Here is a 25,963-nt window from a genome sequence, read left to right as displayed (position 1 = left end):
TCGGTCACTCCTCCCCCAGGATCTGCGGCACCTTGAAACGCTGCTGCTCCTGGGCCGGGGCGCCGGAGAGCGCCTGCTCGGGGGAGAGCGACGGACGGACCTCGTCCGGCCGCATGACGTTGGTCAGGGGCAGCGGGTGGGAGGTCGGCGGGACGTCTTGGTCGGCGACCTCGGAGACGCGGGCGACCGCGCCGATGATGTCGTCGAGCTGTCCGGCGAAGTGGTCGAGCTCTTCGTCCTTCAGCTCCAGACGTGCCAGCCGGGCGAGGTGAGCGACCTCCTCGCGCGTGATGCCAGGCATGCAGAGATCCTCTGGTCTTCTTGGCGGAGTGTTCTTGACGTTCTTGGCGGAAGGTTTTCTGGGAACTTTCCGGCCCAATCCTATGGCGTACGGATGAGCAGCCGCGAAACCCTTTCGCCGGGCGGGGACGAGGGCCCGCGGAACGGATCGGAGAACGGATCGGAGCGGGGCCCGGCCGGGCGCAACATTTTCGCCGCGTTCGTCGTTATTTCCATTGTTGGCGGCGGTGCGGCCGGTCCGGCCGGGCTCGTCGCTCTCGTCGGACTCGCCGGGCTAGTCGCTCAGGCCGGGCTCGTCGGGGTCGTCCTTCTGGTCGCCCTGATCGATCTTGTCGGTGTTGTCACTGTTTTTACTGTTGTATCTGTCGTCGCTGACGTCTCTGTCGTCGCTCTGGTGGTGATCGCGGTCGTGGAACGCTTCACTCTCGCCGGCGTCGCCGGTCGCGACGCTCTCGTCGTGCTTCTCGTCGTGCGGGGCGTTCTCGGAGCGGGGACACGGGACGGCCGGTGGCCGGGTCAGTTCAAGACCTGTCCCGAAGGGCGCTCAGCAGCCTTCTCCGCCGCCAGGGCGGCCGTCTCCGACTCGCGGTGCCATCCCTGCTCACCGCGGGCTCTCAGCCAGGCCGTGGTTTCGTCCGGTGGCATGGCGGCGGCGACCAGCCAGCCCTGTACGGCGTCACAGCCGAGGTCGCGCAGTCGCTCCCAGGTCTCGTCGTCCTCGACGCCCTCCGCGACGACCAGCAGGCCGAGGGAGTGCGCGAGGTCGAGGGTGCAGCGGACGATCTCGGCGTCCTCGGTGTCCACCGCGAGCCGGCCGACGAAGGAGCGGTCGATCTTCAGCTCGCTGACCGGGAGGCGTCGCAGGTGCACCAGGGAGGAGTAGCCGGTGCCGAAGTCGTCGAGGGACATCTTCACGCCGTGGGCGGTGAGCCCGGCGAGGGTGTCGGCGGCCCGCTGGGGGTCCTCCAGCAGGACGTGCTCGGTTATCTCCAGTTGGAGGGCGCCGGGTGGCACACGATGTCGGGCGAGGCGGGCGGCGACGGCGCCGGCGAAGCCCGGGGAGTGCACATCGCGCGGCGAGACGTTCACCGCGACCGGCACCTCCAGGCCCATCGCGCGCCAGCGGGCCACCTGGGCGAGCGCGGTCTCGAGGACGTACTCCGTCAGCCGGGGCATCAGGCCGGAGGACTCGGCGATGGCGATGAACTCGTCCGGCGGCACCCGGCCGCGGTCCGGGTGCACCCAGCGGACCAGGGCCTCCAGACCGGCGACATGTCCGTCGAAGCCGACCTTGGGCTGGTAGTGCAGTTCGACCTCGCCGGCGTCCAGGGCGCGTCGCAGATCGCCCAGCAGGCCGAGCCGGTCGGGGGTGTTGCCGTCCCGCTTGGCCTCGTAGAGCTCCACTCCGCTGCGGTCCCGTTTGGCCTGGTACATCGCCACATCGGCGCGGCGCAGCAGCCCTTCGGCGTCCAGGGCGTGGTCGGGGAAGACGGCGACGCCGGCGCTGGCTTCGAGGACGAGGGTGAGCCCGTCGAGGTCGAGCGGGGAGCTGAGGGCCGCGACGAGGCTGCGGGTGACCCGCTGGGCGCTGGTGAGGGAGTCGGTGCTGGGCAGCAGGACGGCGAATTCGTCGCCGCCGAGCCGGGCCGCTTCCGCGCCGCGCGGCAGGGCGTGCCGCAGCCGGTCGGCGATCTGGAGCAGCAGGCGGTCGCCGGCGAGGTGGCCGAGGGTGTCGTTGACGGAGCGGAAGCGGTCCATATCGATGAGGACCAGGGCCGCGCGGACGCCGCCCCGTTCGGCCTCGTCCAGTGCGGTCCAGGTGCGTTCCAGCAGCCACTGGCGGTTGGGCAGACCGGTGAGCGGGTCGCGCAGCTGCTCCTCGGCACGGGCGCGGGCTATCCAGAGGGTGGAGTCCAGCGCGATCAGCGGGACCGCGAACAGCGGGAGCAGTAACGGGGCGTGGACGGCGCAGACCGCGATCAGCGGGGAGATGCCGAGCAGGGCGATGCCGACGAGTGCCTGGCGCACCACGGCCGTTCGGGGGATGGCGGGGAGTGTGCCGGTGCGCGGGGTGAGGCTGATCCACAGCAGGCCGCGGCTGACGAGCAGATAGCCGGCGGCCGTGACCAGCACTTGGGGCAGGACGGACAGGTCCCAGGCCGGCGGGGTCCAGGGGTGGCGGATACCGGGGACCACCCCGAACGCGGCGAGGCCGAGCGCCGCCGCGCCGATGCCGAGGACGTCCACGGCGCCGTGCACCACGGCCTGTCGCCAGCGGTTCCGGCGGGCGGCGCCGACCAGCACGACGACGGAGAGGCTGACGAGGGTGGCCGGCAGCCAGCCGTAGAGCAGCAGGACGGCGAGGGCGAGGGCGGCACCGGAGCCCGTGCCGCCCCACCAGCGGTCCCGGCCCAGGGCGACCAGATGGCCGACGATCACGCCGGTGAGGATCGCCAGCGACCAGCCGACGGGCCCTCCGGGGAAGAGCCCGTCACCGTCGCCGAGGGTGCGGATCACGCCCGTGGCGAGCGCGAGGCCCGCCACGGTGACGATGGTCGCGGGCAGCGCGGGCACGACGAGCCGCCGGAGCCGCGACGCCGGAGCGGCGCTGTCGGTCGGTTTCATTCCGATCCCTCTCACAGCCGGCTGTGCCCGCGCCACGGCAGGCGCACTCCTCAACAGTAGGCCGCGGAAGGCCGCCGCGGGCAGCGATCGCCGACGGTTGCCCGAATGCGACCCGGCGTACGGGATCAATCTGGTATGCGCCGATGGGGTGACACCTCACTCCTCCTCAGGCGGAGTGACGGCCACCGCTTTCGCCGCCTCGGGACCCTGCTCCAGCAGCACCGCGAAGCCGTCATCGTCCAATACCGGGACCTTCAACTGCATGGCTTTGTCGTACTTCGAGCCAGGGTTGTCGCCCACCACTACGAAACCGGTCTTCTTCGAAACGGAACCGGTCACCTTCGCTCCAAGCTTCTGGAGGGCCTCTTTCGCGCCATCTCTGGTGTGTGAGTGAAGTGTGCCCGTTACGACGACGGTGACGCCTTCCAGGGGACGCGGTCCCTCGTCACCCGTTTGCGCCTCCTCCATTCGGACGCCGGCGGCCCGCCACTTCTCGATGATCTCCTGATGCCACTCCTCGGCGAACCACTGCTTCAACGACGCGGCGATGGTGGGCCCGACACCGTCCACGGCGGCCAGCTCGGCCTCCTCCGCGTCCCGGATGCGGTCGATGGAACGGAACTCCCGCGCCAGCGCCTCGGCCGCCACCGGGCCGACGTGCCGGATCGACAGGCCGGTCAGGATCCGGGCCAGCGGGCGCTCCTTGGCGGCCTGGATGTTCTCCAGCATGGCCAGGGTGTTCTTCTTCGGCTCGCCCTTCTGGTTGGCGAAGAAGGTGACGATCTTCTCCTGGCCGGTCTTCGGATCGCGCTTGGGCAGGCCGGAGTCGGGGTCGAGGACGTAGGACTTGATCGGCAGCAGCTGCTCGACGGAGAGCCCGAAGAGATCGCCCTCGTCCTTCAGCGGCGGTTCCGCGGGCTCCAGCGGCTGGCTCAGCGCCGTGGCCGCGACATAGCCGAAGTTCTCGATGTCCAGGCACTTGCGGCCGGCCAGGTAGAACAGCCGCTCACGGATCTGGGCGGGGCAGGAGCGGGTGTTGGGGCAGCGCAGGTCGATATCGCCCTCCTTGGCGGGCTGCAGCGCCGTCCCGCACTCGGGGCACTCGGCGGGCATCACGAACTCCCGCTCGCCGCCGTCCCGCAGGTCGACGACCGGTCCGAGGATCTCCGGAATGACATCGCCGGCCTTGCGGATCACGACGGTGTCCCCGATCAGCACCCCCTTGGCCTTGACCACGTCCTGGTTGTGCAGCGTCGCGAACTCCACCTCGGACCCGGCCACCGTCACCGGCTCGACCACCGCGTACGGCGTGACCCGGCCCGTACGGCCGACGCCGACCCGGATGTCGACCAGTTTGGTGTTGACCTCCTCCGGGGGGTACTTCCAGGCGATCGCCCAGCGCGGCGCACGGGACGTCGACCCCAGCCGTCCCTGTAGCGGGATCTCGTCCAGCTTGACGACCACACCGTCGATCTCGTGCTCGACGGCCGTACTGCGGGTGTCGGGGTCGCCGTAGTGCGCGATGAAGTCGCGCACCTCCTGCAAGGAGTCGACGACGCTGTTGTGCGTGGCCGTCGGCAGGCCCCACTCCTTGAGCAGGTCGTACGCCTCGGACAGCCGGCCGATCTCCAGACCGTCCCGGGCGCCCAGGCCGTGCACGACCATGTGCAGCGGGCGGCCGGCCGTGACCTTGGGGTCCTTCTGGCGCAGCGAACCGGCGGCGGCGTTACGGGGGTTGGCGAACGGCGGCTTGCCCTCGGCCACCAGGCGCTCGTTCAGTTCGAGGAACTTCTCCATCGGGAAGTAGACCTCGCCGCGCACCTCGACCACGTCCGGGACACGGTCGCCCTTGAGGCGGTGCGGGATCTCGCCGATGGTCCGGACGTTGGGGGTGATGTCCTCGCCCGTGCGGCCGTCGCCACGGGTGGCGGCGCGGGTCAGCCGGCCGTGCTCGTAGGTGAGGTTGACGGCGAGACCGTCGACCTTCAGCTCGCAGAGGAAGTGATAGCCGGCGCTCCTGGCGTCGCCGCCCAGCTCACCGGCGATGCGCTCGGCCCAGGCCGCCAACTCCTCGTCGTCGAAGGCGTTGTCGAGCGAGAGCATCCGCTCGCGGTGCGCGACCTCGGTGAACTCCGTGGCGTACGCGCCGGCGACCTTCTGGGTCGGGGAATCCGGGGTGCGCAGCTCCGGGTGCTCGTCCTCAAGGGCCTCCAGGGCGCGCAGCAGCCGGTCGAACTCCGCGTCGCTGATGACCGGGGCGTCCTTCACGTAATACCGGAAGCGGTGCTCCTCGATCTGCTCAGCGAGCTGCGCGTGCTTCTCCCGCGCCGCTGCGGGCACCGTCGACTCCGCTGCGTGCTGTTCGCCAGCCACTGTCCTGTCCTCCCGTGGTCCTCGAGTGCGGTCACTCAGGGTTGTCTGCGAGTGATCTCGCCGCCCGGACGCAGTGGGCGAGCACCGAGCGGGCATATGCGGGCGAAGCGCCCGCCAGTCCGCACGACGGGGTGATGACCACAGACTCGCTCAGAGTCCCCGGTGCCAGCCCCAGCCTGCGCCACAGCGTCCTGACACCCATGACGCTACCGGCAGGGTCTGACAATCGGCCGTCCACGCCGGGCACCACGCCCGCGAACAGCGTGGTACCGCCCTCGACGGCCTCGCCGACCGCCTCCTCCTCACGCTCGGTGAGCAGTGCGAAATCGAACGAGACGCCCGTCACACCGGCCCGCCGCAGCAGCCCGAACGGCACGTCGGGCGCACACGAGTGGACGACCACCGGCCCGCCGTCCGCCACTCCGACGAGGTCGCGCAGCGCGTCCTCGACGACCGCGCGGTCCACGGCCCGGTGGGTCCGGTAGCCGCTCGCGGTCTTCACCCGTCCCCGGAGCACCGAGGTCAGCGACGGCTCGTCGAGCTGCAGCACCACCCGCGCGCCCGGCACCCGGCGCCGTACGTCGGCGAGGTGGCCGCGCAGCCCCTCGGCCAGCGACGCGGCCAGGTCCCGGCAGGCCCCGGGATCGCCGAGGGCCGCCTCGCCGTTGCGCAGCTCCAGTGCGGTGGCCAGCGTCCACGGGCCGACCGCGGAGACCTTCAGCGGCCCCGTGTACCCCTGGGTGAACTCCTCCAGCGCGTCGAGGTCCTCACCGAGCCAGGAGTGCGCGCGCCGGGTGTCGCGGCCCGGCCGGTCGCTGATCCGCCACCCGCTGGGCTCCACGTGTCCGTAGACCTCGACAAGCATCCCGAGGGTCCGCCCGATCATGTCCGCGCCGGGCCCCCGGGCCGGGAGCTCGGGCAGGTACGGAAAGCCCTCCAGCGACCCGGTGACGGTCCTGGCCGCCTCGCGCGCGTCGCCGCCCGGCATCGACCCGATCCCGGTCGCCGCGCCCGCGGCCCACTTCCGCGTGCCGGTCCCGCCGGCCGTGGCGTTCTCGCTCACGCTGTACTCGTTCACCGTGCCGTGCTCGTTCACCGTGCTGTTCTCGCTCACGCAGGAAGGGTATGCGGCCGGGCGGGGGCCGCGGCGCCGGGAGCGGAAGGGCGCCGGGAGGAGAGCGGAAGGTGCCCGTGCATCACACCGGCCAACTGTGTAACGCTGACGATTCTCCGCGCCCTCCCCTGTCACCCCCGACCGCGCACCCCCAGCAGGCCGATCACCGCCGCGGCCGCCAGCGCGGCCGCCGTGAGCGCGAAGGCGTAGGCCGCGGCCTGGTGGCCGCCGCCCGCCCCGGCCAGTACGGCGCCCATCCCGGCGATACCGACCAGGGAGCCGATCTGCCGGTTGGCGTTGAGGGTGGCGCTGCCGATGTCGGCGTGCTCCCGGCCCGCCGCCTCCATCAGGACGCCGGTCATCGCCGGGGAGCTGACTCCGCTGCCGATGTTGCCGACGGCGAGGATCACCGCGATCACCCCGTACGGCAGACCGGGCGCGAGCAGCAGGAAGAGCAGGACATAGCCCGCCGCGGAGAGCGCCAGCGAGCCGGCCAGCGCGGCCCGGTTGCCGATCCGCGGCCCGATCCGGGCGTAGAGCATATTGCCGAGCGGGATGACCAGGACGGCCGGCAGCATCTGCAACCCCGCGGTCATCGGGCTCGCGCCGCGCGCGGCCTGGAGGAAGAGGCCGAGGACGAACAGCGACCCGTAGAAAGCGAAGTTGAAGAGGAAGCCGATCGCGTTGGCCGCGGAGAAGCGGCCGTCCGAGAAGAGCGACACCGGGAGGACCGGCGTACGGGAGGCCCGCTCACGGACGACGAATCCGGCCGCCGCGACCACGGCTACCACGAACGCGCCCAGGACGAACGGTGCGGACCACCCCTTGTCGGGCCCTTCGATGAGCGCGTAACTCAGCGACCCCAGGGCGAGCAGGCCCAGCACATGACCGCCGGCGGCGAGCGCCGAACCACGGGCCGGGACCGCCGCGACGACCCGCCGGGTGAGCAGCAGCCCCACGACGCCGACGGGGAGGTTGACGAGGAAGAGGGAGCGCCAGCCGAGGGTGCCGATCAGCAGCCCGCCGAGGGTCGGCGCGAGACCGACGGACGTGGAGACGATCGCCGACCAGACACCGAGGACCTTCGCCCGGCGGGCCGGCTCGGGGAAGGCGTTCATCAGCAGCGACAGCGAGCTGGGCATGAAGAGGGCGGCGCCCACGCCCTGCGCGAAGCGGGCCGCCACCAGGACGGCGCCGTTCGGCGCGACGGCGCCCAGCAGGGACGCTGCGGTGAAGACGGCGAGCCCGATGAGGTAGATCCGGCGCGCCCCGTACCGCTTCGCCAGCGAGCCGGCGAGCAGCAGCAGGGCGGCGAAGGCGAGCACATAGCCGTCGACGACCCAGGTGAGGCCGGACATGCTCAGGCCGAGCCGGTCCCGCAGGTCGTTCGCGGCGACGTTCATGATGCCGGTGTCCAGGCTCGCCATCACGAACCCGAGTGCCAGCACGAGGAGTTGCAGCCCGCCGCGCGGCTGCTTCGACGGGCCTGCCGGGGTCGGGCGCGTGTCCGCCGGGTCCTGCCGCCGGCCCACCGGGGCCTGCGATCCGCTTGCCGCAGCGCGCGGCGCCGCCTTCTGAGTGATCATGAATTTAGTTATAGCTGTATCCATCACCGCGAGCAATGATTACAGCTATAACTTTACTGAAGGCATGCCAAGCCCCGGCGCACTCGCCGCGGTGCGGGGCTCAGTCGCCCCGCCCCAGCGCCTTCAACAGGTCGTCGCGCAACGCGGCGCGCTCCTCGTGCGAGAGGTGGTCGAGCGGCGACGCGGTGCCCATCCGCCGCAGCAGATCCAGCCTCAACTCCCGCCCCGCCTCGGTCAGTACGAGCTGCTTGGCGCGCCCGTCCAGCGGATGCGGCTGACGTACGACTATGCCCTGCTTCTCCAGCTTGGAGACGACATAGGTGACATTCGGCGGCTCGCAGCACAGCACCGCGGCCAGTTCGCGCGCGGTCTTCGGCTCGCCGAGCTCCTCCAGCGCCTTGGCCTGTGTCGGCGTCAGATCCAGCTCGGCGATCCGGCTGCGCTGATGGGCGTCCAGACGGCGGCTCAACTCCGTCACCAGGCCCCGGATCTCCCGGAACCCGCATCCGGCCGCCGCGGTCGACTTCGCTTCAGTGCTCACTCCTGCAGCGTACGTCGCCGCGGCGGACGGCCGCGAAGACGTGCGGGGCTCAGCGCCCGGGCCGCACCGACACGTCGTTGATCTCGGCGTCCCGCGGCAGGTCGATGGCCGTGAGGATCGCCGTCGCCACCGACTCCGGGTCGATCCACCGGGACGGGTCGTACTCCTTGCCCTCCTGCTGATGGGTGCTCGCCTGCATCGGCGTGGCCGTGCGCCCCGGATAGACCGAGGTGACCCGCACACCGTTGGCGTGCTCCTCCGCCCGCAGCGCGTCGGCCAGCGCCTTCAGCCCGTGCTTGCTCGCGGCGTACGCACCCCAGTTGGCGTGCGCGTTCAGCCCGGCACCGGAGTTGACGAAGACGACGTGCCCCTTGGCGACCCGCACCAGCGGGAGCAGCAGCCGGGTCAGCTCGGCGGGCGCGACGAGGTTGGCCGCGAGCTGCCGCTGCCAGGCCTTGGCCGGCAGATCGCCGACCGCGCCCAGCTCGATAACGCCCGCGATGTGCTGGAGCGAGTCGATCCGCTCCGGCAGCGGCTGCTGGCCGAGGGCCCAGGACAGCTTCTCGGGGTTGCCCAGGTCACCCACCAGCATGCGGGCGCCGGGGAACTGCTCGGCCAGCTCCTTCGCCCGGACCGCGTTGCGCGCCAGCAGCCACAGGTCCTCCCCGCGCTCCGCCAGCCGCCGCGCGACCGCCGCTCCGATGCCCGATCCTGCGCCCGTGATCAAGTGCGTACCCATGGGGACGATCCTAACGAGCGGGCGAGGAACGCCTCTGAAGGGCGGCCGGGGCGATGCCCCACAAACCTGGGGCGACGCCCCACAGCCCTTCCCACCTGCTCGCCTCGCCCGGTACGGTCTCGATCCTGTTCCCCCTGCGGGGCGCCCGGCAGCTCCGCGCGCGGTCGCCCCGGCAGCCCCCCCCCCACGCCGAGAGTAGGTTTCGTCCATGGCATGTCGTATCAGTGAGCTCGTGCTCGGATGCCGCGACCCCGAGGTGCTGGCGCGGTTCTGGTGCGAGGTCCTGGACTTCGTCGTGCTCGATCGCGAAGGGGACGGCTGCATCGAGATCGGGCCGCGCGAAGGGTTCGGCGGCCCGCAGCCGACGATCATCCTCAGCCGCAGGGACGAGCCGGAGCCGGGGAAGTCCCGGCTGCACATCGACGTCAACGCCACCGACCGCGATCAGGACGCCGAGCTCGAACGCCTCCTGAAGCTCGGGGCGCGCCCGGCAGACATCGGCCAGACCGGCGAGGAGCAGTGGCACGTTCTCGCCGACCCCGAAGGCAATGAGTTCTGCCTGCTCAAGGCCCGCCTCAACCCGCTCTGACGGCTCGGCGTCCCCGGTGCGCCCCAGGGCCTGTCTCCCCGGAGACCAGGGAGACAGGCCGCCTAGCTCTGGGCGGCGGCCCGCTCTTCCAGGTACGCGAGCGCACCAGCGCCGTCCTCGGCGAAGAAGACCAGGTCGGCCAGCGGAAGCGGCAGGAACCCCTCGGACTCCATGCGCGCGAACTGCGCCCTCAGCCCGTCGTAGAAACCCGCCGTGTTCAGCAGCACGACCGGCTTGGTGTGCAGCCCGTGCTTGCGCAGCTCCAGCATCTCCGTGGCCTCGTCCAGCGTGCCCATACCGCCGACCATGATCACGATGGCGTCGGCGCGCGCCAGCATCTGCGCCTTTCTCTCGGCGAGGTCCTTGGCGACGATCATCTCGTCGACACCCTCGCGCGCCTTGTGCACCAGGAACTCCACCGAGACGCCGATCAGCTTCCCGCCCGCCTCCTGCACCCCGTCGGCCAAGACCTTCATCAGCCCGGTGTCCGAGCCGCCCCAGACCAGGGCGTGCCCGCCCTTGCCGATCAGCTCGGCGAACTGCCGGGCCGGGGTGAGGTAGCGGTCATCGAGGTCGGCGGCGGAACAGAAGCAGCAGATGTTCATGCGCTTCACGTTACGGGCCGGAGAAGCTACCGGTCCCCTCGGCCTCGGTCGCCCTCCTGCGGCCGCCCCGCGGCGGCGCGCTCGATCTCCGCCTTGACCATCTTCTGCATCGGGTCGGCGCAGCTTCCCCCCGCGATGAGCATCGCCAGCAGCACGGCCACCGCCGTCAGCACCGGGCCCAGCCAGACCATGGTGGGCACCGGCAGGGTGTAGGCGCCGACGGCTTTCAGCACGCACTCGGTCAGCAGCGCACTCCCCCATATCGCCGAGAACCTCCGCTCGGCCCGCCGGAACCGTTCACAGCCGGCTATCAGCCGGTCCCAGGCCGCATGGCCGGCCGCACTGCCCTTCGTGATCCACGGCTTGAGCCCCGCGGTCATCAGCGGACGCCGGGTGCGCAGGGAGAGCAGGATCGCCAGACCCACCACGCTGCTGACGGCGCTGTCCTTGGCCATCATCAGCCGTGCGTCGCCGGCCACCACACTCATCGCCAGGCCGGCGCCGTTCACGATCAGCATCAGCAGCGCCAGGCCGTTGACTCCCCGGTGCCCGACCAGATCCCACAGCGCCCGCAGCGCCGGAACCACGCTGCTCCAGCCCAGCGCGGCCACGGTGCTCAGCCCGAAGCCCTCGCTGAGCACGAAGAACGAGGCGATCGGGATTCCGGCATCCACGATGAGCGGCGCGAAGCTCTGCACCAGGTGACGGGACCGGTTTGCCGGAAGCGTCGGACTCACCGGACTGACAGGACCGGCCGGGCCGGCCGGGCTCACCGGATTGTGCCCGGCGGCGATGAGGTTCTGACTCATGGCGGATTCCCCCGAGTTGAGACGTGACGCGCGACGTGCGGTGTCGCGTCATCCATCCCTCGACGCGACACGTTCAGCTTCGTGTACGTCCCGCTCGGCCGACAGTTGCGTCTGTCCTGCCTTCGGCATGACATTTGTCAGTGCCCGGGGGAAGGGGGGAGGCCGGGTCGGCTACGCCTCCACCCGTACGCGGCGCTCTGTGGTGGCGATGGTGGCCGAGCCGACCACACGGGTGCCGTCGTAGAGGACGATCGCCTGGCCCGGGGCCACACCGCGGACCGGCTCGGTGAAGGTCACCCGGAGTTCGGCGTCGTCGATCAGCTCGGCGGTGACCTCGGTCTCCCCGCCGTGGGCGCGGAGCTGGGCGGTGTACGTGCCCGGCCCGGCGGCCGGCGCGCGGCCGCACCAGCGCGGGCGGATGGCGGTGAGGGCCGTGACGTCGAGGGACTCGGCGGGGCCGACGGTGACGGTGTTGTCGACCGGGGAGATGTCGAGGACGTAGCGCGGCTTGCCGTCGGGCGCCGGGTGGCCGATGCGCAGGCCCTTGCGCTGGCCGATCGTGAAACCGTACGCGCCCTCGTGCGTGCCGAGGCGGTTGCCCGCCTCGTCGACGATGTCGCCCGTGGCCGTGCCGAGGCGCTTGGCGAGGAAGCCCTGGGTGTCGCCGTCGGCGATGAAGCAGATGTCGTGGCTGTCCGGCTTCTTGGCGACGAACAGGCCGCGGCGGGCGGCCTCTTCGCGGATCTCGGCCTTGGTGGTGCGGGTGTCGCCGAGCGGGAACAGGGCGTGGGCGAGCTGGCGGTCGTCCAGGACGCCGAGGACGTAGGACTGGTCCTTGGCCATGTCGGAGGCCCGGTGGAGCTCGCGGGTGCCGTCCGGGTTCGTCACGACCGTGGCGTAGTGACCCGTGCACACCGCGTCGAAGCCCAGCGCCAGGGCCTTGTCCAGGAGGGCGGCGAACTTGATCTTCTCGTTGCAGCGCAGGCAGGGGTTCGGGGTGCGCCCGGCCTCGTACTCGGCGATGAAGTCGTCGACGACATCGGCGCGGAAGCGTTCGGCGAGGTCCCAGACGTAGAAGGGGATGCCGATGACGTCCGCGGCACGGCGGGCGTCGTGCGAATCCTCGATCGTGCAGCAGCCGCGGGCGCCGGTACGGAACGACTTCGGGTTCTCGGACAGCGCGAGGTGCACGCCGGTCACGTCATGGCCCGCCTCGGCGGCGCGGGCCGCCGCGACGGCGGAGTCGACGCCGCCGGACATGGCGGCGAGTACGCGGAGGCGGCGGGGGGCGTCATCAGTCATAACCAGTCCAGAGTAGACGGAACCTCCGACAGGGCGGAAAGCGTTATGCAGCGCATGGGACAGCGGACCCGGGAGACGGAGACGAAGACGGAGGCAGAGACGAAGACGGAGGTGGAGGCGGAGGCGGACGTCGAGGCGGGCTCGGCAGGCGCGGGCGCGGCCGGCCGGGGATCGTCCGGTGTCACGCGACGGCGGGCGCTGTGGGCCGTGGGCGGCGGGCTGCTGGTCACCGGGGCCGCCGCGGCCTTCGTCGCACGGGACGAGCTGCGGCAGTGGTGGTGGCGGCTGCCGGGGAACGACCAGCCGCGGGAGCCGGGCGCGGTCGACCATCCGGGCGCGCGGTGGGTACCGGCCTCCTCATGGAACTTCCGGCGCGCGGACCGGCCGGCGGACTACGACATCGACCGGGTGGTGATCCATGTCGTCCAGGGCAGCTTCGCCACCGCGCTGGACGTGTTCCGGGACCCGTTCCACAAGGCCGCCGCCCACTACGTCGTCCGTAAGGACGGCCACCTCGCGCAGACGGTGCGGGAGCTGGATGTGGCGTTCCACGCCGGTCACCGCGGATACAACGAGCGCAGCGTGGGGATCGAGCACGAGGGCTACGTCGACCGCCCCGAGTCCTTCACGGATGCCATGTACGCGTCGTCCGCCCGGCTGACGGCCGGGATCTGCCGGCGGTACGGCTTTCCGGCCGACCGGGAGCACGTCGTGGGGCATGTGGAGGTGCCCGGGACGGATCACACCGACCCCGGGCGGCACTGGGACTGGGACCGCTACCTGCGGCTCGTCCGCGACGAGCTGCGCAGGGCGCCGGACACGGACTGAGCCGCACCGGCCACCGTCCACGGTCTGCGCCGCACCGGCCACCGTCCACGGACTGCGCCGCGCGCCTCTGCCCGGCCCGGTCCGGCTCGGCTCAGCTCAGGCCCGCGCTGCGCGCCCGCTCCACCACCGGGCCGATGGCCTGGGCCAGCGCCGCGACATCCGCCGCGGTGGAGGTGTGCCCCAGGGAGAAGCGCAGCGTGCCACGGGCGAGGTCCGGCGACATACCGGTCGCCAGCAGAACGTGGCTGGGCTGGGCGACACCCGCGGTACAGGCGGAGCCCGTGGAGCAGGCGATGCCCTGGGCGTCCAGGAGGAGGAGCAGCGAGTCCCCCTCGCATCCGGGGAAAGCGAAGTGCGCGTTGGCGGGGAGACGGCCGGCGGGGTCCGGGTCGCCGCCGAGGACGGCGTCCGGGGCGGCCGCGCGTACCGCCTTGACCAGGTCGTCGCGCAGGGCACCGATGTCCCGGGCGAAGTCGGCGCGGTGCGCGGCGGCGTGGCGGCCGGCGGCGGCGAAGGCGGCGATGGCGGGGGTGTCCAGGGTCCCGGAACGCACCTGCCGCTCCTGGCCGCCACCGTGCAGCACGGGCACCGGGGCGTACTCGCGGCCGAGCACCAGCGCACCGATACCGTACGGTCCGCCGATCTTGTGGCCGGAGACGGTCATCGCGGCGAGCCCGGAGGCGGCGAAGTCGACCTCCAGCTGGCCGAACGCCTGCACCGCGTCCGCGTGCAGCGGTACCCCGAACTCCCTGGCCACCGCGGCGAGTTCCTGGACCGGCTGGACGGTGCCGATCTCGTTGTTGGCCCACATGACGGTGGCCAGCGCGACATCCGCGGGGTTGCGGGCGATGGCCTCGCGCAGCGCATCGGCGTGCACCCGCCCGTAGGAGTCGACCGGCAGCCACTCGACCCGGGCGGCCTCCTGCTCGGCGAGCCACTCCACGGCGTCGAGGACAGCATGGTGCTCGACCGGGCTGGCGAGCACCCTGGTGCGGGCCGGGTCGGCCGCCCGGCGGGCCCAGTACAGGCCCTTGACCGCGAGGTTGTCGGACTCGGTCCCGCCCGAGGTGAAGACGATCTCGCTCGGGCGCGCGCCGAGCGAGGCGGCGAGGGACTCCCGCGCCTCCTCGACGGTACGCCGGGCCCGCCGACCGGCGGCGTGCAGCGAGGACGCGTTGCCGGTGACGGTCAGCTGGGCGGTCATCGCCTGCACCGCCTCCGGGAGCATCGGGGTGGTGGCGGCGTGGTCGAGGTAAACCATGGTGCGCACGATTCTACGAGGCGAGGGAGGGGCGCAGGCCCGGCGCGGGAGCGCACGAACCTCGGGCGTCCTTCCGCCCTTCCGTACGGCTACCGGCCGAGCCGCCGGGTGAGGTCGCGCACCGCGGTCGCCGGCTCGCGTGCGTCCGGCGCGAGGTGCTCGAGCGCCATGGGCGGGACCGCCTCCTCCAAGGCCGTACGCAAGCGGCCGAGACCGAGCCGCGACGGGCGGCCCGCCTCCTCGAAATCGGCCAGCCGGCCGGCGAGTTCGGCCTCCAGTGCGCCGAGGTCACCGAAGGCGGCACCCCCGGAGGAGGTCCCGGACGAAGCTCCGGACGAGGCCCCGAGCCGGAGGCGGTCGTGGAGGGTGCCGACGGCCGCCGTGAGATCGCGGAGCACCGTACCGGCGGTGGCGGCCTCCGCCGCACGGGACACCCCCGCCCCGCGGGAGCCGGCCGGACCGGGCCGGCCGGGCAGCAGCGTCCGCACGGCGTCGGCCTCCGGGGCGCCGAACGCCTCGTAGACGGCGAGCGCCTCGCGCCAGTGCGCCTGGGCGCCCTGCTTGCGGCCCAGGGCGGTCTCCGCGTGCCCCAGCGCCGTCAGGGCGTCGGCCCGCCAGCGCTCACCGCCCGGCACCAGCAGCCGCTTCGCCGCGTCCTGGGCGGCCGAGACCGCCTCGGCGGGCCGGATCAGGGCGACCGCCGCCTCGGCCGTACGGGAGCGGGTGCGGCCCGCCCAGAGGTGCTGGTGGTCCTCCTCGAAGAGGGGCAGCGCCTGGAACAGCGCGCGGAGCGCCTCGGTGTGCCGGCCGGCCGACGACAGCGCCTCGGACAGGGCGTACAGGCTGTGCGCCAGGCGCCGGGAGCGGTCGCCGTGGCGACGGTGGATGTCGACGCTGCGCTCGGCGAAGAGGACGGCGTCGCCGCTGTCGCCGACCGCCGCCCACAGCCGCGCCAGGGCGGCGAGCGCGACGGCCTCGCCCGGCTCGTCCTTGCGGTCGCGGCAGTGCACACAGGCCGTGGTGAGGTACCTCCCCGCTTCGTCGTGCCGCCCCTGGTGGAGGGCGATGACGCCGCGGAGGTACGGGGCCCGCGCGCGCACCAGGGGGTCGGCGGAGCGGTCCGCCAGGCGGTCCGCGTGCCGCGCCTGGAGCCCGGCCTCGGCGGCCTTGCCCAGGGCGAGGTACGCCTCGGCGAGCGCGACCCGGGCCCGGCCCTCCGCCTGGCGGTCGCCGGCCGCGGCCGCCCGCGCGGCCACGGTCCGCGCGGCCGCCTCGAACGCGGCGGAGCGCGCGCCGCAGTCCGCCGTCACCTGGGCGAGGAGGAGGAGGTCGGCGGCGGGCCGCAGCAGGGCCGGGGCCTGTATCGCCACCTGGCGGACGAGCGCGAGGAGGTGGGGCGTCTCGTCGGCCCAGGCGGCCAGCGCCCTGGTGGCGTCCTTGACCTCGGGCGAGGACGGGGAAGAGACGCGGGCGAGGCGGCTCAGCCACCGCTCCCCCGGATACCGGGCCTCGTGGAGCCCGCGCCCCATGGCCAGATACAGGTCCAGCAGCCGGGCGAGCGCCTTGTCGCGCCGCTGCCCGTGCACCTCGCGGGCGGCGGTCTGCCCGGCGACGGCCCGGAGCGCGCCGACGTGGCGGTAGTGGCCGCGGGCCGTCCTCTCCACCACGCCGGCCGTCCGCAGCTCCTCCAGACGCGCACGGGCCCGCTCCGGCGTCGTGGCCAGCAGCGCGGAGACCGCCGGGAACGACAGCCCGGCGCTCTCCGGAACGGCCAGGAGACAGAAGGCACGCATGGCGTTCCGGCCGAGCTGGGAGTCCAGCCACTGGAGCAGCAGGTGCTCGGGCAGTGCGGCGTACGCCTCGCTCGCCGACAGCCTGGCCAGGGCGAAATCGCCGGTGAGCCCGTCGAGTTGCGGGCGGTGCCGGCCGGTGAGCAGGGCGGCTCCGGCCCAGGCGTGCGGTTCCCGGAGCAGGGCGTCGAGCGCCTCGTCGTCGTCGGAGACGTCGTCCAGGACGAGCAGAACCCGCCACCGGGCCAGCAGCGCGCGGCAGTGCGCCCACCGCTCGGGGCCGGCCTCCCGCATGTCGACGAACAGCAGCCCGTCGGGGAACTGCCCGGCGAGCTCGTGCGCGACCCGCAGCGCCAGCGTCGTCTTGCCCACCCCCGGCGGCCCGTGGACGGCCCAGCAGGGCTTCTCGGCGTCCGTATCCCGCAGCGCCGCCGTCAGTTCGGCGATCTCCTTCGTACGGCCGAAGAAGTGCTCGGGGACGGGCGGCAGGGCCGCGGAGCCGTCCTCGGCCAGCGAGCGGTACCGCCCGGCCAGCAGGTCGGCACGCCAGCGCGCCAGACGTTCGCGGGGCCCCTCGGCGAAGAATTCCGGGAGACCGGCGAGCGGCTCGCCGTCCCACAACGCCAGTGCGGCGTCGCGCAGTTGGCGCGCCTCGGCCGGATCCGCGGCGTTCCGGGCGTGGGCCACCAGCCGCTCGGCCAGGTGCAGGTCGAGGTCGAGATCGGGGGGCCGGCCGTCGGGGCGGCGCAGCCCGTACCCGTCGTCCACATCACCGGCCACGAAGTCCCAGCCGAGCGCGCGGCCCAGCCGGGTGGCGCAGACGTTCAGCAGGTCGCGGGCCTCCCGCGGCGGAGCGATGCCCCAGAGGTCGCCGACCAGTTCGTCCGCGGTGGCCGCGTACCCCGGCCGGACCAGTAAGCAGGCCAGCAGCGCCGGCACCTCCGGGCCGCCCAGGGAGAGCTCCTCCTCCCCCCGCCAGGCGCGCACCGGCCCGAGCACCGCGAACCGCAGCGACGGTCCGGCCACCGGACGCCGGGGCAGCGGTGCGGGGGGCCGGTGCGGTGCGGCCGCCGGCCGCGGCGGCACCCCGGCCCCCATCCGCTCCAGCACCGGGCTCGCCAGTACCGCGAAGGCCCGGGCCGAGGAGTCCAGTCGCAGCTCGCCCGCCTCGTCGCCCATCAGGACGGGGAAGTCCGGAAGCCGCCCCATGTACGGCTCCAGGGAGCGGCCGACCGCCTCGACGACATCCACGGCCTGTTCGGCGCCGAGCCCGCTGAACAGCAACTCCCGTACGCCGGGCCGGAAGTCGTAGACCGGATCGGCCGGCCGGCCCGGCGGCGCGCCCAGGGCACGGTCCAGGGTCCGCGCGGCGGCCGCGTCCGGCACCCGGTCGGTGCGCTCCAGCAGGCCGCCGAGCAGGATCTCCGCGACATGGGTGGATCCCGTGTCGCGCATCGTGGCGGCGCGCACCAGCTGCATCAGGGGTGTGGTGAGCGGGCGGATAGCGGAGAGCCGGACGGCGAGCCGGTAGGCCTCGGGCGAGAACGCGCCCCGGAAGTGGGTCAGCAGCTCCTCGGCGGTGCCGTGCGGCCGGGGCGGCGGGGCGGGCGCCCGTGCCTCGTCCAGCAGCGCCGTGTCGATCAGGTGCGGTACGCCGGGGCGGGTGAGCAGCCCGGCCCACTGCTCCAGCGCGGACGCGGTGGGGTGCAGCACGGGCAGCGCGAGGAGGCCGTCGGCCTCCGGATCGCGTTCGCGGCTCAGCGGATCGCACACGACCAGCCGTCCGACCGGGTCGAACCCGCCCGGTGCGGCGAGCAGTCGGGGCCGGGCGTCCATGGCGGTACCGCGCCACAGCCGCCGGGGCAGCGGATTGACTACGGCCATGGGGCCGCCGCGACTCCACGCGGTCAGCGCCCGCACGGCCCGCGGGTCCCGCCATCCCGGGCTCGTGCCGTCGGTGAGCAGGAACGTCACCGAGGAGCCGGTGACCGGCCGGCCCGGCACCGGGCCGCTCGGGTCCTGGGGGTCCACCGAGTGGACCCGGACGGAACGGAACGCCGTACTCCGGACCAGCAGTGCGCGCAGCTCGGCAGCGAGCGGCCCCCACACCTGCATGGCCGGCGAACGGTCCACCAGCAGCACGGCCGACCAGCTCCGCTCCCGGTCCGGCCGGGAGACCACGTCGAGGAAGCCGGTCTCGGCGGCGAGCCGGATGGTGGCGTCGATGTCGGTGACCGTGCGGTGCGGGTGGTCCCGGTACCGGCGGAGCGGGCGCAGCGCGCGGCCCAGCTGCTGGGCGTCGGGCAGCGCGCGTCCGGCGGGCGCCCGCGCGGGGCGGGCCCGCTCGGCGCCCGGCCGTCCGCCCTGGCCGCTCATGGCGTAGAGCGCGCGGCGGGGTGGTCCACCGAGGTCGTCGAGCTCGACGGAAGCAGGGGAATCGGCAGGAACGGCAGGGGCAGCCGGGACCGCAGGGGCAGCCGGGACCGCAGGAGGGGAAACAGCGGAAGAGCCGGCGGCGGAGGTACGGGAAGCGGTGGGGGTGGCGGAAGTGGTGGAAGTGGCGGGGGGCTCGGCGGCATCGGTGGCGTCAGTGGTGCGGGCGGTCCGGTCGGACCGGTCGGACCAGTCGGACCGCCCGGACGGCGCGGGATCGTCGGTCCCGGGCGCCCGGCCGGACGCCCCGGCCGGTACGGCGGTCCCTCCGCCCGGCTCCCTCGCCCCTCTCGGCTCCCCCGGCTTTCCCGGAGCCGCCGGCTTCCCCGACTCCGCCGTATCTGGCGCATCTGGCGCATCCGCCGGCTTCCCCGCGTCGCCCCGCCGCCCGGGGGCCGCCGCGCGTCCCTCCATCGCCTGTGCCAGCCACAGCACATCGAGGAGTTCGGTGGCCCCGAGGTCGTACCCGGTGGCCGACATCGCCTGTCGTAGTCGGTCGATCATGGCGACAGAGGTTCGTCGAGGCGGTGCAGCACGGCGGCGAGGAGCTCTTCCTTGCTGAGGTCGGCGCCGCTGATGCGCAGATGGACGGCGGCCAGCAGCTGGTCGGTGGCCAGGGTCTGGGTCTTCGCGCGCTGCTGGAAGACGTCGATGAGGTCCTCGGCGGCGGCCACCGCCTGCTCGCCCAGGTTGTGCTCGATGATCCTCCGGAGCCGGTCCCCGGTCGGTTCCGGCAGGTCGAGCCGTACGCAGCGGCGCAGGAACGCGGGCGGGAAGTCCCGTTCGCCGTTGCTGGTCATGATGACGATCGGGAAGTGGGCGCAGCGCACCACCCCGCGGCGCACCGTGACCCGTTCACGGCTTCCGCTGAGCAGGACCTGCACCTCCTGCTGGTGTTCCGGCAGCCGGGCCAGCTCGGGGATCTCGAACTCGCCCTCCTCCAGGACGACCAGCAGGTCGTTGGGCAGGTCGATATCGGCCTTGTCCAGTTCGTCGACGAGCAGGACCCGGGGGCGGTCGGCGGCCAGTGCGCTGCCCAGCGGGCCCAGGCGGAGGTACTGGCCGATGTCGCCGGCCGTGCCGCCGCGGCGCGGCCGGGGGCGGCGCCCGGATCCGCGGGACGCCTCCCGCTCGCGGCGCAGCGAGGCCTCCCGCAGCCGGCCCACGGCGTCGTAGCGGTAGAGGGCGTCCTGGAGCGTGGAGCGGCTGTTGACCGACCAGCGCAGGACGTCGCCGAGGTCCAGTTCCTCGGCGACGGCGCGGGCCAGGGAGCTCTTGCCGGCGCCGGGGCGGCCGGTGACCAGCAGCGGGCGGTGCAGATGCAGGGCGGCGTTGACGACCGAGATCTCGTTGCGCTCCAGGAGGTACGGCGCCGGGGCGGCCGTCCCCCGGGTGGCCGGAAAGCGCCGCCAGGGCGGCGGGGCGGGCAGGTCCGATGGGCCACGGAAGACCCACCAGTCCTCGGCCCCCGGCTCGTCGGGGGCCGAGGCTGCGCGCTGTCCGGTCACCGCTGCGTTCTCCTCGTTCCGTGCGGCGTCCGCGCGGAGGCGTTGTTGTTGCTGCTGCTGGTCACGGTCGTTCATGGCTGTGTCAATACCCAGGCGTCGGGGGCGAGTTGCGGGGGACGGTGGTCCGGCGCGTCGTAGAGCAGGGACAGCCGGCGGCCGTGGTGGGCGGTGCTCTCGGGCTCGGCCATGGCCTTGGCCCGCTCCAGGCGCACCACCTCGGGGACCTCGGTGTGGTCCGCGACGTCCACCAGGGCGAGCAGGTCCTGGACGATCCGCTCGCCGTGATCGGCGCGGTGCCACAGCACGGTGTGCACGCCGGCCTGGACGCACTGGCGCAGCAGCGCGCCGTGGTGGTCCGGTGCGCAGCACACGATCACCGTGCCGGCGTCGCGGTGCACTTCCAGCTGCGCGCGGGCCACTTTGCGGTCGGTGTGGCGGTGGTCGAGGACGATGCGCTTGGCGTGCGGCAGGGCGGCGGTGCGCTGCTTCCAGCCGGCGAAGCTCTCCCGGGAGCGTTCGGTGGTGCGCACCACCACCCGGCGGGTGATGCCCGGTGCGAACGGCCCGTCCTCGTCGCTGTCGGGCGATTCCCAGGCGTCGACGTCGAGATGGAGCCAGGCGCACGGCAGGAAGTACTCCACCAAAGCCGTCTCCGGGTCCTCCCGGACCTCGGTGCGCAACACCCGGCGGATGTCGTCCACCACCTGTTCGCTGCCCGCCTCCGCGTCCCGGACCAGCGCGAGACGGTGCGCCTGGCGGTCGGCGAAGGTCCAGATCTGGTACGTGAAGCGGCGGCCGGTGGGGGTGGGCAGCAGCTCCACCTGGACGCGCGGGGCGGCGGCGGAGGCGCGGGCGGCGGCGCCGGCCGGAGCGGTGGGGGCGGGGACGCGGACCGGTGCCGCGGCGGCCTCGACATCGGCGCGGAACTGGCTGACCGCCGCTTCGTCCACCCCCGAGCGGGCGGCCACCCGCTCGACCCAGGCGTCCAGGTCGTCCGCGGGGTAGGCCTCACCGGCCGCCCGCTCCTCGATACTGATCCGCACCACCCCTTGCAGCAGCGGCGGCACCGGCGCGCCACCGCCGCCCCCGGTCGTGGAGCCGAAGCCCTCCAGTGCGTCCACGGCGTCGGCCAGGCCCGCGACGGCGGGCAGCTCGGGGGCGTGCGGCAGGACGCGTTCCAGCAGGGTGCGGGGGTCCGTACGGGTGCAGTGGGCCAACAGCCCGGCGAGGTCACGGCGTTGGCGTGTCGTCAGGTACTCGCCGGGCCTGACCGTACGGGCGGCGCGGCGCAGACGCTCCCAGTCCTCACGGGGCCGCTCCTCGCGGGCGCCGTACCGGCCGGGGCGGGCATGGAGGTCGTACGGGTCGGCGAGGGCGGCCGGGTCGTACTCCCGTACCAGGTCGAGGAGTTCGGGGACGCCGCGGCGGACGCCGACCGCGAGGCCGACCAGCCGTTCGAGGTCGGCGGCCGGGCCGGCCGAGGGTCTGCCGAGCCGGGCCGCGAGCCGCTCCTCGCACGCCAGCACCGCCGCGCGGCCCATGAGGACCCGCTCCAGGGCGGTGAGCAGCTGCTGTACGCCACGCCGGGCGGTGGGCACCGCCGAGGGCGGGAGCGTGGGGAGTTCGGCCTCGATGGCGGGCACGCTGATGGCGTACATCGTCGCCGGCTGCACGCCCGGGGCGGCGGCCCCGAAGGCCGCCGGCCGGGGGGCCGCCGGTCCCGGGGCGGCCACCCCGCGAGCAGTCGCACCGTGAGCGGCCGCCCCCGGGACAGCCGCACCAGGGGCAGCCGCCCCGGGGGCACGGTGCACGGCGGCGACCAGGCCGACCACGGCCTGCCGGTCCCGGTCCCACAGGGGCCCGCCGCTGAAGCCCTCCGTCACCTGAGCCCCGCCGAGCACGTCCAGGGCGATCCAGGGCGGCGCCGAGACCCGGGGCACGGCCCGGACCGAGGGCAGCGGATTGCCGCTGGCCCATAAGGCGATCGTCTCTCCCGCGTAGCCGTGCTGGAGGAACGGCGCCGGTTCGGCGCCCTCGGGCGGCGCGGCCGTCAGCTCCAGTACGGCGAGATCGCCGTGGTACGGCACCTGTCCGGGCTCGACCGGGTCACGCCCGGCGGCCCGGGCCCGCGGCGGCACCCACATCTCCCGTACGACCCGGGCCGCGAGGTCCGTGCCGGCCGCGACATGGGGCAGCCGGAGGGGGACAGTGTCGTTCCGGCCGGGGGTGTCCTGGGTGTAACGCCCCCTGCCCAGGGCGCTGTTGACGACATGGGCGCAGGTCAGAACGAGCCGCTCGGCGACCAACACGCCCCCGCCGACCGGCCGTTCGCCGTCCCGCACAGAGGCGAAGGCCAGGTGGAGCGGGGCGTCCGGACCCACGCCCGCGCTCACGGCGCGGCCCTGCCGGGCTCACTCGCGCCGGCGGTCCCGCCCGGCCCGGCCACACCCGGCCCGGTCACGCCGGCGCTCCCGCCCGGCTCACTCCCGCCGGCGCCCGCGCCCGGCTCACCCCTGCGGTCGCCGAGGTTCCAGGTGGCGGAGACCGTGAAGCTCGCCTCACCGCTGCCGGAGAACACCCCCAGGCTCAGGTCCGAGCCGAGCGTGACCCCGAACTCCACGGTGACCTCGTCCGGGCGGTGGCTTCCGGCGGCGAGGGAACGGTGGATCTGGCCGAGGACTCCGCCGAGCGGGCGCAGGGCCTCCTCCAGGACCTCCCCGCCGCGGGTCAGCGCACGGCCCATCCGGCTGTCCACGCTCACCGGCTGGGCGGCGCCGAACGCGTCCGGCAGCTCCAGCTCACCGTCCTCGCCGCCCTGGCCGCCGCCGGCGTGCCCGCTGTCAACGGCAGGGGTCGGGATCCGGCCGGTCTCCGGCCCCTCGGCTCGCAGCCATACCACGGTCCCGTCCTGCAATGTCAGTGCCACGTCCCCCATGTCGATCAGTCTGGCACGAGGAACCGCGCCGTCGTGCGCTGTTTTGCGCCACACTCCGCCCTCCCGCGCCCCCTCCCACACGGGGCCACCTGCGGAAGCGCCCTCCTCCGGGACACCGACGACACCTCGGGCAAGATGACCGGTCCGGGTGGATCCGGACGAGGCGGAATGCCTGCCTCCGGGCCTGCGATGATGACGTCATGCTTCATGCGCTCTACCTGGTCGGCATCTCGGCCTTCGCCGCGAGCGGCGTGCTGGCCGCCTACCGGGCCAATATGGACCCGTTCGGCGGCCTGGTGCTCGCCTTCGCCGCGTCGATCTCCGGTGGCACGCTACGGGACACCCTCCTCGGCCGGCAGCCGCTGTACTGGACGCACGACTGGGTCCTGCTGACGTTGATCATCTGCGTCGGCGTCGGCACCATGGTCTATCTGCGGTTCTGGCAGCTGCCGCACAAGTCGCTGCTCGTGGTGGACGCGCTCGGGCTGGCCGTGGTCACCGTGATCGGCGCCCGCGCGGGCATCGAGGCGGGCGTCACGCCGCTGGCCGTGATCATTCTGGCGGTACTGACCGGGGTCGCCGGCGAGGTCATCCGCGATGTGTTGTGCGGGGAGTTCCCGCCTCTGCTGCTGCGCGAGGACGTCTACGCCATCGCGGCGCTGGCGGGCGCCTGCTGCTACCTGGCGCTGCACCACTTCGGCGTCGGGGCCAGCCCCGCCGCGATGGTCTCGGCGGGGCTGGTGTTCGCGCTGCGGATGGGCGCGGTGTACTTCGGGGTCCATCTGCCCCGGCCGCATCAGATCGGCGGCGGCCGGGACAAGACCGGCTGAGAGCCAGGCCGTCAGTAGGGACGCGGGTAGCCGTAGCCGTACGAGGGCGCGGGGGCCTGCGGGGGCTGCGGAGGCCCCTGCGGCTGGGCATAGCCGTCGCGGTCGAAGAAGGGCCGCGCGCAGGCCCGCATCCACATCCCGACCGGGTCGTACTCGTCGTTCATCGCGACCGTGGAGACCGGCAGGCCGTCCGGCACCGCGCCGAGGGACTGCTGGATCATCAACCGGGCCGACTCCACGGCCGGTTGGCCGGTGTCGTACAGCTCCAGTCCGATCGCCAGATACGGGGCGCCCAGCGCGGGCTGCACCCAGGCCCGGCGCAACGACCGGACGGCGGGCGTCCGGTGGGCGTTCTGGGCGAGCAGGGCGTAGAACTGCGGGATGTCGATGACCGGTTCCGAGATCCGCAGCGGACCGGCGGGCAGCCGGTCCAGACCGCCGGCGATCCGGCGGAGGTCCAGCCAGGGGATGCCGACGCCGCCGCCGGGAGCGTGCGGATTCAGCCACAGGCCCCACCGGTCGGGGAAGAGCGAGCCGGCGATCTCCAGGCCGCCGACGACTTCGTGGTCGCGGTTCCAGCCGGAGGCGGCGAGCTCGGCGGCGGAGGTCACACAGGGCGCGTAGCCGAGCCCGTCGACCTCCATGTTCCCGTACTGCGCGTCGGGCGAACCGGCCCGGCCGTGCCACAGGAGCATCCAGACCTGGCCCGTGGCGAGTGCGTGCAGCAGTGCCTCGTAGGCGTCGTAGCGGCCGGGCGAGACCTGCTGGAGCAGCTGCTCCAGCTGTCCGGCCGCCGGCCCCTGATGCGCACCCGCGCTCACGTGGTCCGTCCCTTCTCGCCGCAGGCACGTGATGGGGTGCGCCCGCCCGTCGTCCAACACACTCTCGTCGTCCAACAAGCTTACGAGTGGTCGCGGGAGTAGAAGGGCCGCACGCGCTCCAGCATCCAGTCGGCGACCGGGTCGCCCTGGGCGATGTCGAGCAGCACCAGCTGGACGGGCCAGGGCACCGGTACCGCGCCGAGTGCACGTCCGAGGGCTGCCAGGACCGTCTCGCGGGCGGTGCCGTCCTCCAGCGCGGCGGGGCTCGTGCCGAGCTGTACACCGACGAACAGCGCGGGCGTGTCGCCCTCGACGCTGGCCAGGGCACGTCGGGCAGTCAGGACAATTCCGGCGCCGGAGAACTCCAGTCCGGCGGCGGCCAGGAAGTCCACCGGCTCGTCCTGCCAGTCCGGCTCGAAGAGCCGCACCCGGCCGCCGCTCGGCAGGTTCTCCGCCTCCGGGCGCCCCGCCCGGCACAGTTCGGCCACCGCGGGCGGCGGCAGCGGGACGCCGACCGTCCCGTCCGGATTGACCGCGATACCGATCTTCGGCGGCAGTCCGCGGGCGAACTCCCGGGCGGGCGCGACGGTGAACGACAGATGCGCGCCGACGACCCGCAGGAACTCCTGCTCGGAGCTGTAGACGGGGACGTAGGCCGTGCCGCCGATGTCGACGGTGGGCAGGTCCAGGCCGCGGGCGCCGAAGCCCGCGCTGTCCGGGCCGCCGCCGTTGGGCAGCGGCACCCACAGCCGGCTGCGCCCCAGCACCTCGACGATCCGGCCGCCGGCGCCGGGCTGCCCGACCGACGCGGCCAGCACCTCCTCCAGCTCGTTCGCCGGCCACGCCAGCTGCGGTATCCCCTGCTCCGGAAAGTTCATCTCTACCTGCCCGCTCCCAACCGCTCTTCGGCCCACGACCCTAGACGAGGAACCGCCCTCGACGAGAGACGGGACACCCCGGGCCGGGCGGACGGG

20 protein-coding genes are annotated in these 25,963 nt (G+C 73.5%); 3 read left to right on the top strand and 17 right to left on the bottom strand.

The genetic code is table 11. The features are described from left to right. Window positions 1-4 precede the first annotated feature (4 nt). The 7 genes from gatC to AZE13_RS04360 all read right to left on the bottom strand — a co-directional run bounded on the left by gatC (window position 5) and on the right by AZE13_RS04360 (window position 9,278). A complete protein-coding gene (gene gatC, locus AZE13_RS04390) occupies window positions 5-301 on the bottom strand; it encodes an Asp-tRNA(Asn)/Glu-tRNA(Gln) amidotransferase subunit GatC (RefSeq protein WP_066926902.1) in 297 nt (98 codons plus the stop codon). Window positions 302-816: 515 nt separating this feature from the next. After that, a complete protein-coding gene (locus AZE13_RS04385) occupies window positions 817-2,925 on the bottom strand; it encodes a putative bifunctional diguanylate cyclase/phosphodiesterase (protein ID WP_066926900.1) in 2,109 nt (702 codons plus the stop codon). Between the two features lie 156 nt (window positions 2,926-3,081). Then, window positions 3,082-5,298, bottom strand: coding sequence for an NAD-dependent DNA ligase LigA (ligA, locus tag AZE13_RS04380; protein ID WP_066926898.1), 2,217 nt, complete (start codon window positions 5,296-5,298; stop codon window positions 3,082-3,084). Between the two features lie 31 nt (window positions 5,299-5,329). Continuing rightward, window positions 5,330-6,286 (bottom strand): methionine synthase, encoded by a 957-nt coding sequence (locus AZE13_RS04375; RefSeq protein WP_398780104.1) that lies wholly within the window; start codon window positions 6,284-6,286, stop codon window positions 5,330-5,332. Between the two features lie 257 nt (window positions 6,287-6,543). Further along, window positions 6,544-7,998: an MFS transporter gene (locus tag AZE13_RS04370; protein WP_079123666.1), complete on the bottom strand. Its 1,455-nt coding sequence runs from the start codon at window positions 7,996-7,998 to the stop codon at window positions 6,544-6,546. 100 nt (window positions 7,999-8,098) lie between these two features. Then, window positions 8,099-8,476 carry a MarR family winged helix-turn-helix transcriptional regulator gene (locus tag AZE13_RS04365; protein WP_066927268.1) on the bottom strand — a complete coding sequence of 126 codons (378 nt, stop codon included), beginning with the start codon at window positions 8,474-8,476 and terminating at the stop codon, window positions 8,099-8,101. Between the two features lie 112 nt (window positions 8,477-8,588). After that, window positions 8,589-9,278, bottom strand: a complete 690-nt coding sequence (locus tag AZE13_RS04360; RefSeq protein ID WP_066926896.1) for an SDR family oxidoreductase — start codon at window positions 9,276-9,278, stop codon at window positions 8,589-8,591. Window positions 9,279-9,486: 208 nt separating this feature from the next. Here AZE13_RS04360 and AZE13_RS04355 point away from each other — a divergent pair, with 208 nt between their 5' ends. After that, entirely contained in the window at window positions 9,487-9,867 is a 381-nt protein-coding gene (locus AZE13_RS04355) for a VOC family protein (protein ID WP_066926894.1), read from the top strand. Window positions 9,868-9,929: 62 nt separating this feature from the next. Here AZE13_RS04355 and AZE13_RS04350 read toward each other — a convergent pair whose 3' ends face one another. The 3 genes from AZE13_RS04350 to mnmA form a co-directional block, all read right to left on the bottom strand. Further along, the gene (locus AZE13_RS04350; RefSeq protein ID WP_066926892.1) at window positions 9,930-10,472 is read right to left on the bottom strand and encodes a TIGR00730 family Rossman fold protein; all 543 of its coding nucleotides are present in this window, start codon (window positions 10,470-10,472) and stop codon (window positions 9,930-9,932) included. A gap of 26 nt (window positions 10,473-10,498) precedes the next feature. Continuing rightward, entirely contained in the window at window positions 10,499-11,281 is a 783-nt protein-coding gene (locus AZE13_RS04345) for a VC0807 family protein (protein ID WP_258527558.1), read from the bottom strand. Between the two features lie 171 nt (window positions 11,282-11,452). Beyond that, the gene (gene mnmA / locus AZE13_RS04340) at window positions 11,453-12,583 is read right to left on the bottom strand and encodes a tRNA 2-thiouridine(34) synthase MnmA (protein ID WP_066926890.1); all 1,131 of its coding nucleotides are present in this window, start codon (window positions 12,581-12,583) and stop codon (window positions 11,453-11,455) included. Between the two features lie 54 nt (window positions 12,584-12,637). On the opposite strand from mnmA, the gene AZE13_RS04335 reads away from it, so the two are divergent. Continuing rightward, window positions 12,638-13,411, top strand: a complete 774-nt coding sequence (locus tag AZE13_RS04335) for an N-acetylmuramoyl-L-alanine amidase (RefSeq protein WP_107288246.1) — start codon at window positions 12,638-12,640, stop codon at window positions 13,409-13,411. Window positions 13,412-13,502: 91 nt separating this feature from the next. Here AZE13_RS04335 and AZE13_RS04330 read toward each other — a convergent pair whose 3' ends face one another. From AZE13_RS04330 to AZE13_RS04310, 5 genes are all read right to left on the bottom strand, one after another. After that, window positions 13,503-14,672 (bottom strand): cysteine desulfurase family protein, encoded by a 1,170-nt coding sequence (locus tag AZE13_RS04330; RefSeq protein ID WP_066926888.1) that lies wholly within the window; start codon window positions 14,670-14,672, stop codon window positions 13,503-13,505. A gap of 89 nt (window positions 14,673-14,761) precedes the next feature. Continuing rightward, window positions 14,762-19,399, bottom strand: a complete 4,638-nt coding sequence (locus AZE13_RS38960) for an SAV_2336 N-terminal domain-related protein (RefSeq protein WP_181690239.1) — start codon at window positions 19,397-19,399, stop codon at window positions 14,762-14,764. After that, entirely contained in the window at window positions 19,396-20,403 is a 1,008-nt protein-coding gene (locus AZE13_RS04320) for an AAA family ATPase (RefSeq protein WP_066927263.1), read from the bottom strand. Before AZE13_RS04320 ends, AZE13_RS38960 begins: the two co-directional genes overlap by 4 nt. Before the next feature lie 71 nt (window positions 20,404-20,474). After that, window positions 20,475-22,796 carry a trypsin-like peptidase domain-containing protein gene (locus AZE13_RS38955; RefSeq protein ID WP_066926884.1) on the bottom strand — a complete coding sequence of 774 codons (2,322 nt, stop codon included), beginning with the start codon at window positions 22,794-22,796 and terminating at the stop codon, window positions 20,475-20,477. After that, window positions 22,793-23,338, bottom strand: a complete 546-nt coding sequence (locus tag AZE13_RS04310; RefSeq protein WP_220127557.1) for a CU044_2847 family protein — start codon at window positions 23,336-23,338, stop codon at window positions 22,793-22,795. The genes AZE13_RS38955 and AZE13_RS04310 overlap by 4 nt, the downstream gene beginning before the upstream one ends. Before the next feature lie 200 nt (window positions 23,339-23,538). On the opposite strand from AZE13_RS04310, the gene AZE13_RS04305 reads away from it, so the two are divergent. Further along, window positions 23,539-24,168 carry a trimeric intracellular cation channel family protein gene (locus tag AZE13_RS04305; RefSeq protein ID WP_066926882.1) on the top strand — a complete coding sequence of 210 codons (630 nt, stop codon included), beginning with the start codon at window positions 23,539-23,541 and terminating at the stop codon, window positions 24,166-24,168. An 11-nt stretch (window positions 24,169-24,179) separates the two neighbouring features. Here AZE13_RS04305 and AZE13_RS04300 read toward each other — a convergent pair whose 3' ends face one another. Both AZE13_RS04300 and AZE13_RS04295 read right to left on the bottom strand, forming a co-directional pair. After that, window positions 24,180-24,989, bottom strand: a complete 810-nt coding sequence (locus tag AZE13_RS04300) for an enhanced serine sensitivity protein SseB C-terminal domain-containing protein (protein WP_066926880.1) — start codon at window positions 24,987-24,989, stop codon at window positions 24,180-24,182. Window positions 24,990-25,069: 80 nt separating this feature from the next. Next, the gene (locus AZE13_RS04295) at window positions 25,070-25,867 is read right to left on the bottom strand and encodes an enhanced serine sensitivity protein SseB (RefSeq protein ID WP_066926878.1); all 798 of its coding nucleotides are present in this window, start codon (window positions 25,865-25,867) and stop codon (window positions 25,070-25,072) included. Window positions 25,868-25,963 lie beyond the last annotated feature (96 nt).

This window comes from Streptomyces sp. NBRC 110611, from assembly GCF_001590865.1.
Lineage (GTDB): Bacteria > Actinomycetota > Actinomycetes > Streptomycetales > Streptomycetaceae > Streptomyces.
Note: the sequence above shows the minus strand (reverse complement) of the source record. Positions and strands in the feature narration are given on the sequence as shown.

Coding starts and splice junctions, on each gene's coding strand:
- gatC (WP_066926902.1), bottom strand. CDS start 301: ATGCCTGGCATCACGCGCGAGGAGGTCGCTCACCTCGCCCGGCTGGCA.
- AZE13_RS04385 (WP_066926900.1), bottom strand. CDS start 2,925: ATGAAACCGACCGACAGCGCCGCTCCGGCGTCGCGGCTCCGGCGGCTC.
- AZE13_RS04375 (WP_398780104.1), bottom strand. CDS start 6,286: ATGCCGGGCGGCGACGCGCGCGAGGCGGCCAGGACCGTCACCGGGTCG.
- AZE13_RS04370 (WP_079123666.1), bottom strand. CDS start 7,998: ATGATCACTCAGAAGGCGGCGCCGCGCGCTGCGGCAAGCGGATCGCAG.
- AZE13_RS04360 (WP_066926896.1), bottom strand. CDS start 9,278: ATGGGTACGCACTTGATCACGGGCGCAGGATCGGGCATCGGAGCGGCG.
- AZE13_RS04355 (WP_066926894.1), top strand. CDS start 9,487: ATGGCATGTCGTATCAGTGAGCTCGTGCTCGGATGCCGCGACCCCGAG.
- AZE13_RS04350 (WP_066926892.1), bottom strand. CDS start 10,472: ATGAACATCTGCTGCTTCTGTTCCGCCGCCGACCTCGATGACCGCTAC.
- AZE13_RS04345 (WP_258527558.1), bottom strand. CDS start 11,281: ATGAGTCAGAACCTCATCGCCGCCGGGCACAATCCGGTGAGCCCGGCC.
- mnmA (WP_066926890.1), bottom strand. CDS start 12,583: ATGACTGATGACGCCCCCCGCCGCCTCCGCGTACTCGCCGCCATGTCC.
- AZE13_RS04335 (WP_107288246.1), top strand. CDS start 12,638: ATGGGACAGCGGACCCGGGAGACGGAGACGAAGACGGAGGCAGAGACG.
- AZE13_RS04330 (WP_066926888.1), bottom strand. CDS start 14,672: ATGGTTTACCTCGACCACGCCGCCACCACCCCGATGCTCCCGGAGGCG.
- AZE13_RS38960 (WP_181690239.1), bottom strand. CDS start 19,399: ATGATCGACCGACTACGACAGGCGATGTCGGCCACCGGGTACGACCTC.
- AZE13_RS04310 (WP_220127557.1), bottom strand. CDS start 23,338: ATGGGGGACGTGGCACTGACATTGCAGGACGGGACCGTGGTATGGCTG.
- AZE13_RS04305 (WP_066926882.1), top strand. CDS start 23,539: ATGCTTCATGCGCTCTACCTGGTCGGCATCTCGGCCTTCGCCGCGAGC.
- AZE13_RS04295 (WP_066926878.1), bottom strand. CDS start 25,867: ATGAACTTTCCGGAGCAGGGGATACCGCAGCTGGCGTGGCCGGCGAAC.